This window comes from Streptomyces sp. BK79 (assembly GCF_044142145.1).
Lineage (GTDB): Bacteria > Actinomycetota > Actinomycetes > Streptomycetales > Streptomycetaceae > Streptomyces.
On sequence record NZ_JBHVOC010000006.1, the window covers coordinates 172,385 to 188,807 of the forward strand.

Annotated in this window: 10 protein-coding genes; 6 read left to right on the plus strand and 4 right to left on the minus strand. The window is 74.0% G+C overall.

The features are described from left to right. The first annotated feature begins 253 nt into the window (after positions 1–253). Complete coding sequence (gene pcrA, locus ACFIF2_RS09580; protein WP_395572094.1) at positions 254–2,740, plus strand: DNA helicase PcrA; 2,487 nt, start codon at positions 254–256, stop codon at positions 2,738–2,740. A 77-nt stretch (positions 2,741–2,817) separates the two neighbouring features. On the opposite strand, the gene ACFIF2_RS09585 is transcribed toward pcrA, so the two are convergent. Both ACFIF2_RS09585 and ACFIF2_RS09590 read right to left on the minus strand, forming a co-directional pair. Continuing rightward, entirely contained in the window at positions 2,818–4,413 is a 1,596-nt protein-coding gene (locus ACFIF2_RS09585) for a peptidoglycan DD-metalloendopeptidase family protein (protein ID WP_395572095.1), read from the minus strand. A 230-nt stretch (positions 4,414–4,643) separates the two neighbouring features. After that, positions 4,644–5,666 (minus strand): esterase/lipase family protein, encoded by a 1,023-nt coding sequence (locus tag ACFIF2_RS09590; protein ID WP_395572096.1) that lies wholly within the window; start codon positions 5,664–5,666, stop codon positions 4,644–4,646. A 499-nt stretch (positions 5,667–6,165) separates the two neighbouring features. Between ACFIF2_RS09590 and ACFIF2_RS09595 the strand changes: the two genes are divergently transcribed. Then, a complete protein-coding gene (locus ACFIF2_RS09595) occupies positions 6,166–6,582 on the plus strand; it encodes a cobalamin B12-binding domain-containing protein (protein WP_395572097.1) in 417 nt (138 codons plus the stop codon). A gap of 248 nt (positions 6,583–6,830) precedes the next feature. Here the strand turns inward: ACFIF2_RS09595 and ACFIF2_RS09600 are convergent, their stop codons facing one another. Both ACFIF2_RS09600 and ACFIF2_RS09605 read right to left on the minus strand, forming a co-directional pair. Next, the gene (locus ACFIF2_RS09600; protein WP_395572098.1) at positions 6,831–8,492 is read right to left on the minus strand and encodes a DUF5691 domain-containing protein; all 1,662 of its coding nucleotides are present in this window, start codon (positions 8,490–8,492) and stop codon (positions 6,831–6,833) included. Positions 8,493–8,526: 34 nt separating this feature from the next. Then, positions 8,527–9,891, minus strand: coding sequence for an SWIM zinc finger family protein (locus ACFIF2_RS09605; protein ID WP_395572099.1), 1,365 nt, complete (start codon positions 9,889–9,891; stop codon positions 8,527–8,529). A gap of 155 nt (positions 9,892–10,046) precedes the next feature. Between ACFIF2_RS09605 and ACFIF2_RS09610 the strand changes: the two genes are divergently transcribed. The 4 genes from ACFIF2_RS09610 to ACFIF2_RS09625 all read left to right on the plus strand — a co-directional run bounded on the left by ACFIF2_RS09610 (position 10,047) and on the right by ACFIF2_RS09625 (position 16,221). After that, entirely contained in the window at positions 10,047–11,186 is a 1,140-nt protein-coding gene (locus tag ACFIF2_RS09610) for an AAA family ATPase (RefSeq protein WP_395572100.1), read from the plus strand. 210 nt (positions 11,187–11,396) lie between these two features. Beyond that, complete coding sequence (locus ACFIF2_RS09615) at positions 11,397–13,871, plus strand: DUF5682 family protein (RefSeq protein ID WP_395572101.1); 2,475 nt, start codon at positions 11,397–11,399, stop codon at positions 13,869–13,871. After that, positions 13,868–15,067, plus strand: a complete 1,200-nt coding sequence (locus ACFIF2_RS09620) for a VWA domain-containing protein (RefSeq protein ID WP_395572102.1) — start codon at positions 13,868–13,870, stop codon at positions 15,065–15,067. Before ACFIF2_RS09615 ends, ACFIF2_RS09620 begins: the two co-directional genes overlap by 4 nt. A 203-nt stretch (positions 15,068–15,270) precedes the next feature. Continuing rightward, positions 15,271–16,221: a hypothetical protein gene (locus ACFIF2_RS09625; RefSeq protein ID WP_395572103.1), complete on the plus strand. Its 951-nt coding sequence runs from the start codon at positions 15,271–15,273 to the stop codon at positions 16,219–16,221. Positions 16,222–16,423: the final 202 nt, after the last annotated feature.

Consider the following 16,423-nt stretch of genomic DNA (forward strand, 5'->3'; position numbering starts at 1 on the left):
ACGTTCACCGGTGGGGGTCGTGCGGCCTGCCCGCACCGTAGCCAACTCGTGTGGCCGCTGTGAAGGTTGGAGGGTGATATGCCCGATACATTTTCGTGACCTTCAGTGGTGGCCTCTCCGGGCGTCACTCTTCGTGTCCTGCCTGGCGGCAGGGCGTGTCCGGCCGTGGGCCGAGCGTGTCCGTGGCCGGAACCTCCACCGATTTCCGGGGCGGCACCGGGTTGTCGGTGGGGCGCCCTAGACTCGGAGAGCGATGAGCAGCCTCTTTGACGACAGCTTCCTGGCGAGCCTCCAGCCCCCCCGCGGGCACGACGAGGAAACCCCGCCGCCGCCCGAGGACGATCACGGACCGGAGCCGGTCCCGCACGATCTGTTCGGCGGGAAGTTCGACGCGCCCCCGGACCGGGACACCCACTACCGGGACGGCGCCCCGCGCCCCGCCCTGGACGCCGCCGCGCTCCTGGAGGGGCTGAACGAGAACCAGCGCGCCGCCGTCGTCCACTCCGGCTCCCCGCTGCTCATCGTGGCCGGCGCCGGCTCCGGCAAGACCCGCGTGCTCACCCACCGCATCGCCCACCTGCTGGCCGAGCGGAGCGTCCACCCGGGCCAGATCCTCGCGATCACCTTCACCAACAAGGCCGCGGGCGAGATGAAGGAGCGCGTCGAGCAGCTCGTCGGCCCGCGCGCCCATGCGATGTGGGTGATGACCTTCCACAGCGCGTGCGTGCGCATCCTGCGCCGCGAGTCCAAGCGGCTCGGCTTCACGTCCTCGTTCTCGATCTACGACGCCGCCGACTCCAAGCGGCTGATGGCCCTGGTCTGCCGGGACCTCGACCTGGATCCGAAGCGCTTCCCGCCGAAGTCCTTCAGCGCCAAGATCAGCAACCTGAAGAACGAGCTGATCGACGAGGAGGACTTCGCCGCCCAGGCTGCCGACGGATTCGAGAAGTCCCTCGCCCAGGCGTACGCCATGTACCAGTCGCGGCTGCGCGAGGCGAACGCCCTCGACTTCGACGACCTGATCATGACGACGGTCAACCTGTTCCGCGCCTTCCCGGACGTCGCCGAGCACTACCGCCGCCGCTTCCGGCACGTCCTGGTCGACGAGTACCAGGACACCAACCACGCCCAGTACGCCCTGGTCCGCGAGCTGGTCGGCGGAGCCTCGGAGCACCCCGTCGACGTGCCGCCCGAGGCCGAGGTGCCGCCCGCCGAGCTGTGCGTGGTGGGCGACGCCGATCAGTCGATCTACGCCTTCCGCGGCGCCACCATCCGCAACATCCTCCAGTTCGAGGAGGACTACCCGGACGCGACGACGATCCTCCTGGAGCAGAACTACCGCTCCACGCAGACGATCCTCAGCGCCGCCAACGCGGTCATCGAGCGCAACGAGTCCCGCCGCCCCAAGAACCTGTGGACCAACGCCGGCACGGGTGCGCGGATCACCGGCTACGTCGCCGACACCGAGCACGACGAGGCGCAGTTCGTCGCCGACGAGATAGACCGCCTCACCGACGCGGGCGAGGCGAAGGCCGGTGACGTCGCCGTCTTCTACCGCACCAACGCCCAGTCCCGTGTCTTCGAAGAGGTCTTCATCCGCGTCGGCCTGCCCTACAAGGTCGTCGGCGGCGTCCGCTTCTACGAGCGCAAGGAGGTCCGGGACGTCCTGGCCTACCTGCGGGTCCTCGCCAACCCCGAGGACTCGGTGCCGCTGCGCCGCATCCTCAACGTGCCCAAGCGCGGCATCGGCGACCGGGCCGAGGCGATGATCGACGCCCTCTCCCAGCGGGAGAAGATCAGCTTCCCGCAGGCGCTCAAGCGCGTCGACGAGGCGTACGGCATGGCCGCGCGCTCCGCCAACGCCGTCAAGCGGTTCAACACCCTCATGGAGGACCTCCGCACCATCGTCGAGTCCGGCGCCGGGCCGGCCACCGTGCTGGAGGCGATCCTCGAACGCACCGGGTACCTCGCCGAGTTGCAGGCCTCCACCGACCCGCAGGACGAGACCCGCATCGAGAACCTCCAGGAACTCGCGGCCGTCGCCCTGGAGTTCGAACAGGAGCGGGCCGAGGGCGAGGAGGCCGGCACCCTGGCCGACTTCCTGGAGAAGGTGGCCCTCGTCGCGGACTCCGACCAGATCCCCGACGAGGAGGACGGCGACGGCGTCGTCACCCTCATGACCCTGCACACCGCCAAGGGCCTGGAGTTCCCGGTCGTCTTCCTCACCGGCATGGAGGACGGCGTCTTCCCGCACATGCGCGCCCTCGGCCAGGCCAAGGAGCTGGAGGAGGAACGGCGCCTGGCGTACGTCGGCATCACCCGCGCCCGCGAGCGGCTCTACCTGACCCGGTCGACCCTGCGCAGCGCCTGGGGCCAGCCGTCGTACAACCCGCCCTCGCGCTTCCTGGAGGAGATCCCCGCGCCCCACCTGGAGTGGAAGCGCACCGGGGCGAACGGACCCGCGGCGTCCGCGCCGGTGTCGGCCGTGGCCGCCTCGCTGTCCTCGTCCCGTTCCCGCTCCTCGGCCTCGGGCGCGTCCGGCTTCGCCACGCGCCGGTCCGCCGCCGAGCAGCCGACGGTGTCCCTGGCGGTCGGCGACCGCGTCACGCACGACCAGTTCGGGCTCGGGACGGTGGTCGGGATCAAGGGCACGGGGTCCAACGCCGAGGCCACGATCGACTTCGGGGACACCAAGCCGAAGCGGCTCCTGCTGCGGTACGCGCCGGTGGAGAAGCTCTGAGCGGGCGCCGAGGGCGTCCAGCGCGTGAGCCCCGTCGGCCGACGGGGCTCACGGCGGGCTGCTGAGACGTTACGCCGTCACTGCGGGTCGAGACCGTGGCTGCGCAGCCACGAGAGCGGGTCGATCGCGGCGCCGCCCGCGGGGCGCACCTCGAAGTGCAGATGCGGTCCGGTCGAGTTGCCCGAGTCACCGGAGGACGCGATCGCGTCACCGGCCTTGACCGTCGAACCCGGGGGAACCTGGTAACCGGAGAGGTGGCAGTACCACGTCTCCGTGCCGTCCTTCGCGGTCAGGATCAGCATGTTGCCGTACGCGCTGTTGTACTGGGTGCGGACCGTGCCGTCGGTCGCGGCCATCACCGTCGTGCCGTACGACACGGGGAAGTCGATGCCGCTGTGCACGGACATCCAGTTGATGCCGGCCTGGCCGTAGTACGCGCTGAGGCCGTGCTGGGCGACCGGGAGGGCGAACTTGGGGCGCAGCCGCTCCTTGCGGGCCGCCTCCTGGGCCGCCCGCTTCCTCTCCAGGGCCTGCTCGGCCTTGAGGTCGATGCGCTCCTGCGTCCGGCTGGCCCGGTCGGCGAAGTCGTCGGCCCCGGCGGCGAGGCTGGTGAGCTGGGTGTCCAGGGTGTTGTTCGCCGTGGACGGCTTGACCGGCGCGGCTTCCGCGCTCCCGCCCGCGTCCGCCGCGGACGCCGTGTTCTCCGCGCCGTCCTCGCCGGTCAGACCTCCGACGGAGGCGGCGGCGATACCGGCCACGCTCATCACGCAGGCCGACGGTACGGCGATGGTCATCAGCGCCGAACGCTTGGCGGGCTGACGGCGACGGGAACGCGTTCCGCCCCGCGAGGCGGTGCGCGCGGCCGGGACCCGGGTGGCCGGGACGACCTCCTCCTGGCCCTCCAGGAGAGCGGTCACGGTGGGGAGTTCGCCGGTGGCGGCCAACTCGTCGTCGTGCGGGCCGGGTTCAGCGGTGGCCGCTGAGGGGTCCGGCGTCGGGTCCTCCGGGGCGTGAGCCGTCTGCGTCGTCTGCGCCGTCTGCGGTGCGGTGGCCGTGGTGCCGTCGTCGCCGGCCGAGTTCCACTGGGTGGCGTCGTAGGCACCGGTGTCGGGCGTGCCGATGGTGAACGCGCCGGTCGTGTAGGCGCCGCTCTCGAAGGTCTGCGTACCCCAGTGCCACTGCTGGGTCGGGTCGGCCTGCTCGCCGGACCGGTCCGGCTGGGCCCAGGCGCCGGTGTCCCACTGGCCGGAGGACTCCGCGGCCGTGGCCTGCGGCGGCACGGCCGCGAGCGGCTGGTAGTCGGCCGTCCACGTGGCCGTGTCGTAGGAGCCGGTGTCGTAGGAGCCGGTGTCGTAGCCGGCGTGGTGCTGCGCCGCGTAGACGTCGTGGGCCGGGGCCTGCCCGTCGCCCGTGGACCACTGGGCGGTCTCGTACGCGCCCGTCGTGGAGTAGGCGCCGGTGTCCTGGCCGGGGAGACTGCCGAAGAGGGGGTCCGCGGCGAAGGTCGCCGTGCCGGTACCGCCGACGGGAAAACCAGTGGTGTCGTAGCCGCCGTACGTGGTGAGGTCGCCGTACTGGGCCTCCCCTGTGCCGTACGACGCGTACTGCGCCGGAGCGGCTTCGGAAGCCGAGGCCGGGGTGGTCATGGTCCCCGACGGGTGACGGTCGTTCACCAACTTCTCTTTCGCCTCGACAACAGGGGCTGCCAGAGCAGTGCGGCGACTGTACCCGGCGGTATACGGGCACGACAATCTTCGTCAGGTTTCACTCGCGAAGGAAACGGGCAATCGGCCGTGTTTTGGGGGACGGCGGGCACGAGTTTGGCTTTGTGTTCGACGTTTGTTCGATGGCGAACGGGTTGCGCCGCTCGGCTTTCGGATGTGTCAGGTGCTCGCGCGAGGGTTCAGGCGACCGTCAGGCCGCCTCGCCCGCCGGTTTCCGTGCCGGTCCGCGCGTCGGTCCGTGCGCCGGTCCGCGCGTCGGCTTCGTCGGCTTCCGCCTCGACGGCGTCGAGAGCCTGACGTATGCCGGTGGCCACGGCGGGGTGGACGGGCAGGGCGAGGTGGCCGATGCCGCTCACCCGCACGTTCTGCACGGTCAGGTCGGGGTGGTCGAGGCAGGCCGTCTCCAGCGGGTCCATCACGCGGTCCAGGTCGCTCCAGAAGCTGACGAACCGCGTGCGGCAGCCGGGGCAGGGCCGGGACAGTTCCTCGATCACCGCGGATCCCGGGCGCATCTGGCGCACGATCGGGTGCGCGTTCGCCAGCGGGACCACCCGGGTGCCGGCGTGCGGGGTGCCGAGCGTCACGAGCGTGCGGACGCGCAGGTCGCCGCCGAGGCGCTGGACGTAGTACCGCGCGATCAGCCCGCCGAGACTGTGCCCGACGATGTCGACCCGCTCGCTGCCCGTCCGCTCGCAGATCTCCTCCAGGTGCCGGCCGAGCAGCTCGGCCGCGGTGCGGATGTCGCAGGTCAGAGGGGAGTAGTTGAGGGACTCGATCTGCTGCCTGCCGTGCTGGGCCAGGCTGCGGCGCAGGAGCAGGAAGACCGAGCGGTTGTCGATGAAGCCGTGCAGCAGGACGACCGGGGGGCTGGGGCGGGCCGGAAGCCGGGGCGGGGTGGGGGGTGAGGGGTGCGGGTCCTCGGAGCCGGAGCCGGAGTCGGAGCCGGGGGAGGAGGGCAGGGTGGGGGTGGGGCGGCGCTCTTGAGCGATGCCCGAGGGGTAGAGGAGAAGATGTCCCGCGAGGATCGCGGCCTCCAGGGCACTTGCCTTCAGGAGGGTCAGGGAGAGCCCGGTCAGTCGGCCCGGCAGGCCCGTCAGGCCGGGAAGACCCGGAATGCCGGGCAGCCCGGAGACGCTGGGCAGTCCGGGCAGGAGACGCTGAATGAGCGGGAGAAGGGGCAGTGCTGCCGTGGTGACCTTCATGGGCCGACCTCCTGTCGGCACGCGCAGGGACGCCTCTGTCCCCCGTGTGCCCTTGTGGAGAGCCGTGACACCAGTGACATGTGATGTTTGCGAGGTTTGCCCGAATGGGCGTGCCCCCGAGTGCGCCGTGGCGGCGCGCCATGCGTCCCGTGGTGTCGGCGATGCGGCGGCGAGGCCTGCTGAGCTGTCCCGTCCTCGCGGCGGCTCTCCGTACGCGTGTTGCCGCCGCGCCCTTGAGCGGTGCGCGGCGATCGTGTCCCACCATGTGATTTCCCCCTCTGTATCCACTGCGAAACTGCCGGTTGCGGGATGCTGGCGATAACGTGCGTTCACTTACCCGGGACGATGCGGTGCGGGGATCCTGCGGCGCGAGGGCGTGCACTTTGCGCACTTCGTGCACGATGTGCGTCTTATGCGTGCCGTGCCCCTGTGTACGGCATCGGTGAAGTGTGCGGTACTTGTCGGTACGGATGGATGTAGTCGCTTCATGGAGGCAGTGATGGGTGTGGCAGCCGGTCCGATCCGCGTGGTGGTGGCCAAGCCGGGGCTCGACGGCCACGATCGCGGGGCCAAGGTGATCGCGCGGGCCCTGCGCGACGCCGGTATGGAGGTCATCTACACCGGGCTCCATCAGACTCCGGAGCAGATCGTGGACACCGCGATCCAGGAGGACGCCGACGCGATCGGGCTGTCCATCCTCTCCGGCGCGCACAACACGCTCTTCGCCGCCGTGATCGACCTGCTCCGGGAGCGGGACGCGGCGGACATCCTGGTCTTCGGCGGCGGGATCATTCCCGAGGCGGACATCGCCCCGCTGAAGGAGAAGGGCGTCGCGGAGATCTTCACGCCCGGCGCGACGACCGCCTCGATCGTGGACTGGGTCCGGGCGAACGTGCACGAGCCGGCCGGGGCGTAATCGCCCGCCCGGTCCCGGTTCCGTTCCCCCGCTGAGCCCGACCGCGGGGGAGGCCGGTGCCGGCGGTTTCACGCACGCGCGACACGTGGCGATGCCGGCCCGCACACGCACACGGGCGGGCGATGCCGGTCCGCACCCGCACACCCACACGGGTGGGTGACATCGGTCCGTAGCCGCACAGGGGCGGGCGGTGGCCGCCGGCCTCCGCATCGCATCCGCCTCCGCGGGGTGCGGGGTGCCGGCCCGGGTCAGCGCGTCGTGCCGTGTGCCCCCTCTCCCGCCTCCAGTTCCTCAGCCATGGCCGCGCGCAGCCGCAGCGTCGTGACGAGGCGCTGGAAAGCCTCCGCCCAGTACCCCCCGGCCCCCGGTGACGCGTCCTCCGGCTCGTCCGGCACGGCCAGCAGGGCGTCGAGACGGTTCGACTGCGAGGGATCGAGGCAGCGTTCGGCCAGGCCCATGACTCCACTGAAGCTCCACGGGTAGCTCCCCGCGTCCCGGGCGATGTTCAGCGCGTCGACCACCGACCGTCCGAGGGACGGGGCCCACGGCACCGCGCACACGCCGAGCAGCTGGAACGCCTCCGACAGACCGTGCGTCGCGATGAACCCGGCGACCCACTCGGCTCGTTCACCGGCTTCCAGGGTGCCCAGCAGTCTGGCCCGCTCGGCCAGGGACACCGCGCCCGGCCCACCGGCCTCGGGCGCCGTGGGCGGGCCCAGCAACGCCCTGGCCCACGCGCCGTCGCGCTGCCGCACCGCCGCCCGGCACCAGGCCGCGTGCAGGTCGCTCTGCCAGTCGTCCGTCACCGGCAGGGCGACGATCTCCTCGGGGGTGCGGCCACCGAACCGGGCCCGCCAGGCCGCCAGCGGGGCCGCCTCCACCAACTGGCCGAACCACCACGACCGCTCCCCCCGCCCCGAGGGCGGCTTGGCCACCACGCCGTCCCGCTCCATACCCGCGTCGCACTCGTGGGGTGCCTCGACGGTTATCGCCGGTGGGTCCAGCGCGCGGTCGAGGGACACGCAGGTCACCGCCCGCGCCGCCATCCGCGCGGCGAGCGCCGAATCCGGCAGCGCCGACAGCAGTTCCGCCGCCGTCGCCCGTACATTGCGGCTGCGGTCGGCCAACGCCTGCTCCAGGAAAGGCTCGTCGGCCGGATCCAGTCCCGTCCGCAGCGAGTCGAGGAACATCAGCCGGTCCTCGGCCCGCTCCGTGGACCAGGTCGACGCCAGCAGCTCGCGGGCGCCCGCGGGATCACGGGCACGCAGAGACGTCAGCAGAGCCACCCGCTCGGCGAACAGCCCCTCCTCCCACAGGCCCCGCACCTGCTCCGTGGCGTCGGGCCCGGGCAGCGCGGTGCCGCCGCCCGGCGTCGCCCGCACGGCGAACCGCCACTCCGGATTCAGCCGGGCCAGCCACAGGGCCCGGGGCCCGGCGAAGGCCAGTGCCGCCGGACGCAGGTCGGTGCGTCCCCGTGCGGCGTCGAGGAGGGCCGGCAAAGACTGGGGCGGCGCCGCGAAACCCCGGGCGTTCGCCGTGGCCAGCCATTGGGGCAGCAGCTCCATCAGGTCGGGCGCGGTGCCCCTGCGGCCACCCCCGGCCGTCCCGGAACGGTCGGTGAGCAGCGTCGTCAGGCGCTGGGCCGCCGCGGTCGGCAACGGCGGGCGGGGATCCTCGGGCGCCGGTTCCGGACGCCGGGCCGCTCGGGCGGGGAGCAGTCCGGCGCGCCGGCGGACCGTCTCCGCCGCCGCCATGTCCAGCAGTGCTTCCGGCGCACGGGGGCCGCGCGCGCAGCCGGGAGGAGGACGCCGGTCGGTGCCGAGCAGCGCCGACGTGACGAGCTCCTCCCAGAGTCCCGGCCCGGGCGCGGGCGCCGGCGCGTCGGAGGAGGCGGGTGGACTGGTCGTCATGGGGTCACCTTCCGGTTCCGTTCCGAGGGGCGGGTCAGCACAGCGTCACCACCGCTCCCGGCCCCGTCGGCCAGGCCGTGAGCGGAGTGAAGCCGCGGTGGCCGCACTCGCCGAAGACCTTGACGGGAGCCCCGCCCGAGAGGGCGACCAGACGCCACAGGCCCGGACGGCCGCCGACCGCCGGGGTGAGGGGCAGGGCCGTGTCCCCGTCGGCGTCCGCCAGCTGCCAGGAATCGCCGTCCCGCACCGGCACGACCCGCTCCAGGGTCACCGGTACCGACTCCAGCCACGGGTCGTCACGGAGCGCCTCGCCGTAACGGGCGGCCGCCTCGGACGTCGTCACTCCCGGCGGGCGTACCTCCGTGGGCGCGGGCGCGGCGAACTGCCGGCCCAGGGCCGCCCGCTGTTGGCCGGCGCCCGGATAGGACGACACCTCCGCCTCCAGCGTCAGCCCCACCGGCAGCGCCGGCTCCGGGGCGCGCCCCGCGGCGCCGTAGGAGAGGAGCAGCGCGGTGCGGCCCGTCCGTACGCCGTGCAGCCAGATACGACGGGTCGTCAGCCGGGCGTCCGCGGTGTCGTACTGGGCGAGGACCAGCCAGTGGTCCCGCACCGGCGGCCCGTCGGCGGACGTCGGCAGGCCGACGCGGGAACGGACCGCCGAGGCCAGATCTCCCGGCAGCCGCTCGCGGCGCAGCCAACCCTGGTCGAGAAGGTGGAGGAGGGCGCACTCCTCCAGCAGCCGGACGGGCCAGCCGGGACCCGACGACGGCAGGGACCCCAGCTCCCGCACGCGCGAGGCCAGGCCGGGCGCCTGCGCGTCGACCATGCGGGCCGCGGTCTCCTCCCACAGTCCGTATCCGGCCTGCTGCGCGCCGGCCAGCCCGCCGCGCAGCAGGTCCGTGAGCCGCTGCTCCAACTCCGTGGCGCCGGCGGTGATCCGCTCCACCCGCTGTCGCGCCCGGCGCCGCGCCGCCTCCGGATCACCGGACCCGGAGCGTGAGGAGCCCGCCGTCCCCTTCCCCCCCGTCCCCTTCCCCTCCGCACGCTCGCGCCGTCCGGCGATCCACCGCTCCGCCCAGTCCGGCGCCTCGCCGACCGGCACCGCGTCCTCGCCCCCCGCCCAGAGCAGCATCAGCCCGAGCGCGTGCTCGCACGGGAACTTGCGGCTCGGGCAACCGCACTTGTACCCGGGACCGGACACGTCCGCGACGTCGACGACCGTCCGGTACGGCCCGCTGCCGCTTCCCTTGCACACCCCCCACACCGCCCCTTCCTCGGAACAGCCCACCTCGGACCACGGCCCGGCCGAGCCCAGTTCGCCGGCCGCGCTGCGTGACGCGGCGTCAGGTGCCAGTGCCAGCACCTGGTCCGCGGTCCGGCGCACCCCCTGCTGAGTCATGCCGTCGAAGGTAGATCCCCCCACTGACAATCACTCGTCCGTCCACTCGCCCGTCCACTCGCCCGTCCGTGTTTGTGCAGGTCAGAGCGATTGTCAGTGGCGTGGTGCACCGTGGATGCCAGATCGAACCGGCCGAGCTGGAGGGGGACTCAGCCATGACTGTGTCCGGGGAACCGACGTCCGCCGACCCGAGCCGGAACGGGTCCGCACCCGTGACGGAGCCATTGCGTCCGCACGCCGAGGAGGCGTACGCGGCCGAACTCGCCGCGCTGGCCGCGCGGGACGACCGTCCGCGCCCGGCCCGCTGGAAGCTGTCGCCGTGGGCCGTCGCCACCTACCTGCTCGGCGGCACCCTGCCCGACGGCACGGTGATCACCCCGAAGTACGTGGGTCCGCGCCGGATCGTCGAGGTCGCCGTCACCACGCTCGCCACCGACCGCGCCCTGCTCCTGCTGGGCGTACCCGGCACCGCGAAGACCTGGGTCTCCGAGCACCTCGCCGCGGCCGTCAGCGGCGACTCGACCCTGCTGGTGCAGGGCACGGCCGGCACACCCGAGGAGGCCATCCGCTACGGCTGGAACTACGCGCGGCTCCTCGCCCACGGGCCCAGCCGCGAGGCCCTCGTGCCCAGCCCGGTCATGCGGGCCATGGCGGAGGGCATGACCGCCCGCGTCGAGGAGCTGACCCGGATCCCGGCCGACGTGCAGGACACGCTCATCACGATCCTGTCGGAGAAGACCCTGCCGATACCGGAGCTGGGCCAGGAGGTGCAGGCGGTCCGCGGCTTCAACCTGATCGCCACGGCGAATGACCGCGACCGGGGGGTCAACGACCTGTCCAGCGCCCTGCGCCGCCGCTTCAACACCGTGGTACTGCCGCTGCCGGAGACCGCCGAGGCCGAGGTCGAGATCGTCTCGCGCCGCGTCGACCAGATCGGCCGCTCCCTCGACCTGCCGTCGACACCGGACGGCATCACCGAGATCCGCCGGGTCGTCACCGTCTTCCGTGAGCTGCGCGACGGCCTGACGAGCGACGGGCGCACGAAGGTCAAGTCGCCCAGCGGCACGCTGTCCACGGCCGAGGCCATCTCGGTCGTCACCAGCGGCCTCGCCCTCGCCGCCCACTTCGGCGACGGCGTGCTGCGGCCCGGTGACGTCGCCGCGGGCATCCTCGGCGCCGTCGTCCGCGACCCGGCCGCCGACCGCGTGGTCTGGCAGGAGTACCTGGAGACGGTCGTCCGCGAGCGTGAGGGCTGGAAGGACTTCTACCGGGCGTGCCGGGAGGTGAGCGCGTGAAGGTCACGCGGGTGCGGACGCGCCTGCCGGCGGTGGCTCCGAGGCCGGGGGCGAAGGGGGACGACGAGGACTCGGCCTGGGGCCGCGCGCGAGGGGGACGCCGTGAGGAGCACTGAAGGGACCGGGAGCGGTGGGCCGCCGCGGGGTGCGGCCGGTGGGCAGGACAGGGCGGGTGGGCCCGGCACGGCGGGTGGGGCCGGGGAGGGGCCGGTGCTGCTGGGCGTACGGCACCACGGTCCGGGGTCGGCGCGGGCGGTCCGGGCCGCGCTGGACGCCGTCCGGCCCGGCGTGGTGCTGATCGAGGGGCCACCGGAGGCCGACGCGCTGATCCCGCTGGCCGCCGACGAGGACATGCGTCCGCCGGTCGCGCTGCTCGCCCACGCCGTGGACGAACCCGGCCGCTCGGCCTTCTGGCCGCTGGCCGAGTTCTCCCCGGAGTGGGTGGCCGTCCGATGGGCCCTGGCGCACGACGTCCCGGCCCGCTTCATCGACCTCCCGGCCACCCACACGCTGGCGTGGCAGGCGGCGGAGGCGGCGGACGGAGAGGGGGAGGCGGAGGGAGAAGCGGTGCCCGAGCCGGAGGACTCCCGGCCGGGCGGGGCGGTGGCCCCAGGGTCCGGCAGCCTGCCCGACGTCCGGGCCGATCCGCTCGCCGCCCTCGCCGAGGCCGCGGGCCACGACGACCCGGAGCGCTGGTGGGAGGACGTGGTCGAGCACCGGGGCGCGGGGGACGGGGACCCGCTCGCGCCGTTCGCGGCCCTGGAGGAGGCCATGGGGGCGTTGCGGGAGACGGACGGGGCCGGCGGGGACCGCCGGGACCTGGTGCGGGAGGCGTACATGCGGCTCCAGGTACGGGCGGCGCGGCGCGAGTGCGCCGAGGGTGTCGCCGTGGTGTGCGGGGCCTGGCACGTGCCCGCACTCCGCCGACGGGTCACCGTCGCCGCCGACCGGGCGGTGCTGAAGGGGCTGCCCAGGACGAAGGTCGACATGACCTGGGTGCCCTGGACCCACCGACGGCTGTCCCGGGTCGGCGGGTACGGGGCGGGCATCGAGTCGCCGGGCTGGTACGGGCACCTGTTCGGAGCGCCCGACCGGCCCGTCGAGCGGTGGCTGACCAAGGTGGCCGGGCTGCTGCGCGAGGAGGACAGGCTCGTCTCCCCGGCGCACGTCATCGAGGCGGTGCGGCTGGCGGAGACCCTCGCGGTGATGCGCGGCCGCCCGCTGCCGGGGCTCAGCGAGACGACGGACGCGGTGCGGGCGGTGATGTGCGAGGGCTCCGACGTTCCCCTGGCGCTGGTGCACGACCGGCTGGTCGTGGGGGACGTGCTGGGGGAGGTGCCCGCAGGGGCGCCCGCGGTACCCCTGCAGCGGGACCTCTCCCGGCTCCAGCGGCGGCTGCGGCTCAAGCCCGAGCCGCAGGAGCGGGAGCTGGAACTCGACCTGCGCAAGGAGACCGACGCCGGGCGCAGCAGACTCCTGCACCGGCTGCGGATGCTCGGCGTCGGCTGGGGGGAGCCGGCCGCCTCGCGGGGCGGTACGGGCACGTTCCGGGAGACGTGGCGGCTGCGGTGGGAGCCGGAGCTGTCGGTGCGGGTGGCCGAGGCCGGGGTGTGGGGCACGACCGTGCTCGCCGCCGCGACCGCCAGGGCCGAGGCGGACGCCGTCACCGCGCGGGGCCTCGCCGAGGTCACCGCGCTCGCCGAGCGCTGCCTGCTCGCCGAACTGCCGGACGCGCTTGCCCCGGTGATGCGCGTCCTCGCCGACCGGGCGGCGCTGGACACGGACGTCGGCCACCTGGCCCAGGCCCTGCCGGCCCTCGTCCGCTCCCTGCGCTACGGAGACGTACGCGGCACCGACACCGGCGCGCTGGCCGAGGTCGCCGCCGGCCTCGCCGAGCGGATCTTCGTCGGTCTGCCCCCGGCCTGCGCCGCGCTGGACGCCGACGCGGCCGAGGAGATGCGCCGTCACGTGGACGCCGGGCACGGGGCGGTGGGACTGCTCGGCGACGCCCCCGCACCGGGCCGGGGCGACCTGCGGCGCCGCTGGCAGACGGTGCTGCGGACCCTCTCCGCGCGGGACACCGTGCCCGGTGTCGTCCGGGGGCGGGCCGTACGGCTTCTGCTGGACGACGGCGAGTTGGCGCCGGACGAGGCGGCCCGGCTCATGGGCCTGGTGCTGTCGCCGGGGACGCCACCGGCGGACGCCGCGGCCTGGATCGAGGGTTTCGTCGGCGGCGGCTCGGGCGGCGGCATGCTGCTCCTCCACGACGAACGGCTGCTCGCCCTCGTCGACGCGTGGCTGACCGGCGTCCCCGCGGAGGCGTTCACGGACGTCCTGCCGCTGCTGCGGCGCACCTTCTCGGCCTACGAGCCGGGAGTCCGCCGCGGCCTCGGCGAGCTGGTCCGGCGCGGACCCGGTCGGCGGGGGAGTGTGACGACGGCGGGTCCCGGCATACCCGGCTTCGGAGCCGGGCTCGACACCGAGCGCGCCGACGCCGTGCTGCCGGTCGTCCGGCTGTTGCTCGGCCTGGAGGCGACGGGTGCGGCCGACGCCGGGGAGGCCGGTGCGGCCACCGAGGCGGACGCGGGCGCGGTCTCCGAGGCGGACGGGGGTGTCGGGGCGGGCGCCGCGGGTGGGCGAGGGTCGCGGGTCGGCGACAACGACGTGGTGGGGGTGGACGTATGACGAGCGGCCGGAGGGACGCCATCGGCGGGGTGGACGCCACCGGTGGGGCGGACGCGGAGCAGGAGCGGTTGCGGCGGTGGCGGCTGGTGCTCGGCGGTTATCCGGCCGACGGCACCGGATACACGCCGGCCGGCCGCGACGCCGCGATGGACGGGGCGCTCACCGCGCTCTACGGCAAGGGCGACAAGCCACGGACGGGACGGGACCGTTCGGCGGGGCTCGGCGCCTCCGCGCCCTCCGTGGCCCGCTGGCTGGGGGACATCCGGACCTACTTCCCCTCCTCCGTCGTGCGGGTCATGCAGCGGGACGCGATCGACCGGCTCGGCCTCGCCACGCTCCTGCTGGAGCCGGAGATGCTCGAGGCGGTCGAGGCCGACGTGCACCTCGTCGGCACGCTCCTGTCCCTCGACAAGGCGATGCCCCAGACCACGAAGGAGACGGCGCGGGCCGTCGTGCGCAAGGTCGTCGACGACCTGGAGCAGCGGCTCGCCACCCGCACGCGGGCCACCCTCACCGGGGCGCTGGACCGCAGTGCCCGCGTCAGCCGGCCCCGCCACCACGACATCGACTGGAACCGCACGATCGCGGCCAACCTCACGCACTACGTGCCCGAGTACCGGACGGTCGTGCCGGAACGGCTCGTCGGGTACGGGAGGGCGTCCCGGTCCGTGAAGAAGGAGGTCGTGCTCTGCGTCGACCAGTCGGGGTCGATGGCGGCGTCCGTGGTGTACGCGTCGGTGTTCGGCGCGGTGCTGGCGTCCATGCGGTCGATCGACACCCGGCTCGTCGTCTTCGACACGGCGGTCGCCGACCTCACCGACCAGCTCGACGATCCGGTCGACGTGCTGTTCGGCACGCGACTCGGCGGCGGTACGGACATCAACCGCGCGCTGGCGTACTGCCAGTCGCGGATCACCCGGCCCTCGGAGACGGTGGTCGTGCTCATCAGCGACCTGTACGAGGGGGGCATACGGAACGAGATGCTCAAGCGGGTCGCGGCGATGAAGGCGGCGGGGGCGCAGTTCGTGACGCTGCTGGCGTTGTCCGACGAGGGGGCTCCCGCCTACGACCGGGAGAACGCGGCGGCGCTCGCCGCGCTGGGCGCACCGGCCTTCGCCTGCACGCCCGATCTCTTCCCGGAGGTGATGGCGGCCGCGATCGAGAAGCGGCCCCTGCCGATACCGGATGCGGAATGACGACGTGTCGACCGCAGGCGGCCCGTTTCCTGCCGCCAAAACGGACATGACCGCCCATCGGCAGGGACGGGCTTGCACAGACTCCGGACTTCCGTGCGAGGATCGCGCGTCGTGTCGATACGTCGTGGCGGTACGACGCGTCGTGGGATCCGCTGTTCGACGCGCGACCCGTTCCGCCACCGCACGGGAGGAATGTCCCCCTCTTGACCTGGTCAGCAGTCCTGCCCGGTGCCGCTCTGCGCGCGATGCGCACGGCGGCCGGGCGGCGTGCCCTGCACGTGGTGCTGCTGATGGGCGGGTTGTTCGTGCTGGGCGTGCTCTGCGGAGAGCGGGCGCAGGCGGCCGATGGGCTGCCGTCACCGAGGGACGTGGTCGGCGGAGTCGTCGGCGCCCCCTCCGAGCGCCCGCGGGAAGAGGAGCCACGGACCGTACAGTCTTCCGGCGGCTCGGGGCTCGCCGCCCTCCGCCCGGTGACCGAGGGCGTCGTCCGGTCCGTCGAGGACCGGGTCGAGCGGCCGGTCGGTGACACGGTGAAGACGGTGGCCGAAGGGCTCGGGGCCGCGGTGGAGGCGAAGGTGCCGTCCTTGGAGGAGTTGGCGCCGCTCCCCTCCTCGCCCTCGCTGCCGTCCGCGCCCCCGCCGCCGGTGCTGCCGGACCTGTCCGGGCTGCCCGATCCGGCCACCCTGCCCCGACCGGTGCTGCCGGCCGACCGAACCGCCCTGCACCCCGGAGCTCGGGCCCCGGAACCGGACGCGTCCGACGCCGCCGCGTCCGACGCCGCCGACGGCACCGGCGCCCAGGCAACCGGCGGACCGGAGGCACCGCACACGCCGCACACACCGCACGCACCGCACGTCGCGTACGGACCGGAACCCGTCGCCGGGGCGGCGCCCTCCGCACCGCACGCGGACACCCGCCGTACCGTGCCCGCGCCCTCCGGGCACGCCCCCGCCCGCCAGTCACCCACCGGCGCCCCCGACGGCGCCCTGGGAAGCGGTACCGGTGCCGATCACGGCACGCCGCGCCACGGTGACGCCCACGCGGTCACCCCGCACCACCGGATCACGTTCCGCCTCGTGCCCGGCGCCGTCGAGCGCGCCGACGCGGCCGGGACCCGGGACCGGTACCGGGACATTCCCGTCTCTCCCGCCTAGGGCAGGACCTTCCCCCGCCGCAGACCTGCCGCGCGGGGGTGGAGAGGTCTGCCCTGCCGTCCGGACGCCACGCACCGCTCCGGGCGGATGCCGCCGGCCGCCGTTCACAGCCGCCGGTTCCCGGTCCGCCTCGATGGCCGACCGCGGCGGCGCCTCACCGGCCGGCATCCGGAAATGTCCCCAGCTCAAGCTTTCGAAGGAC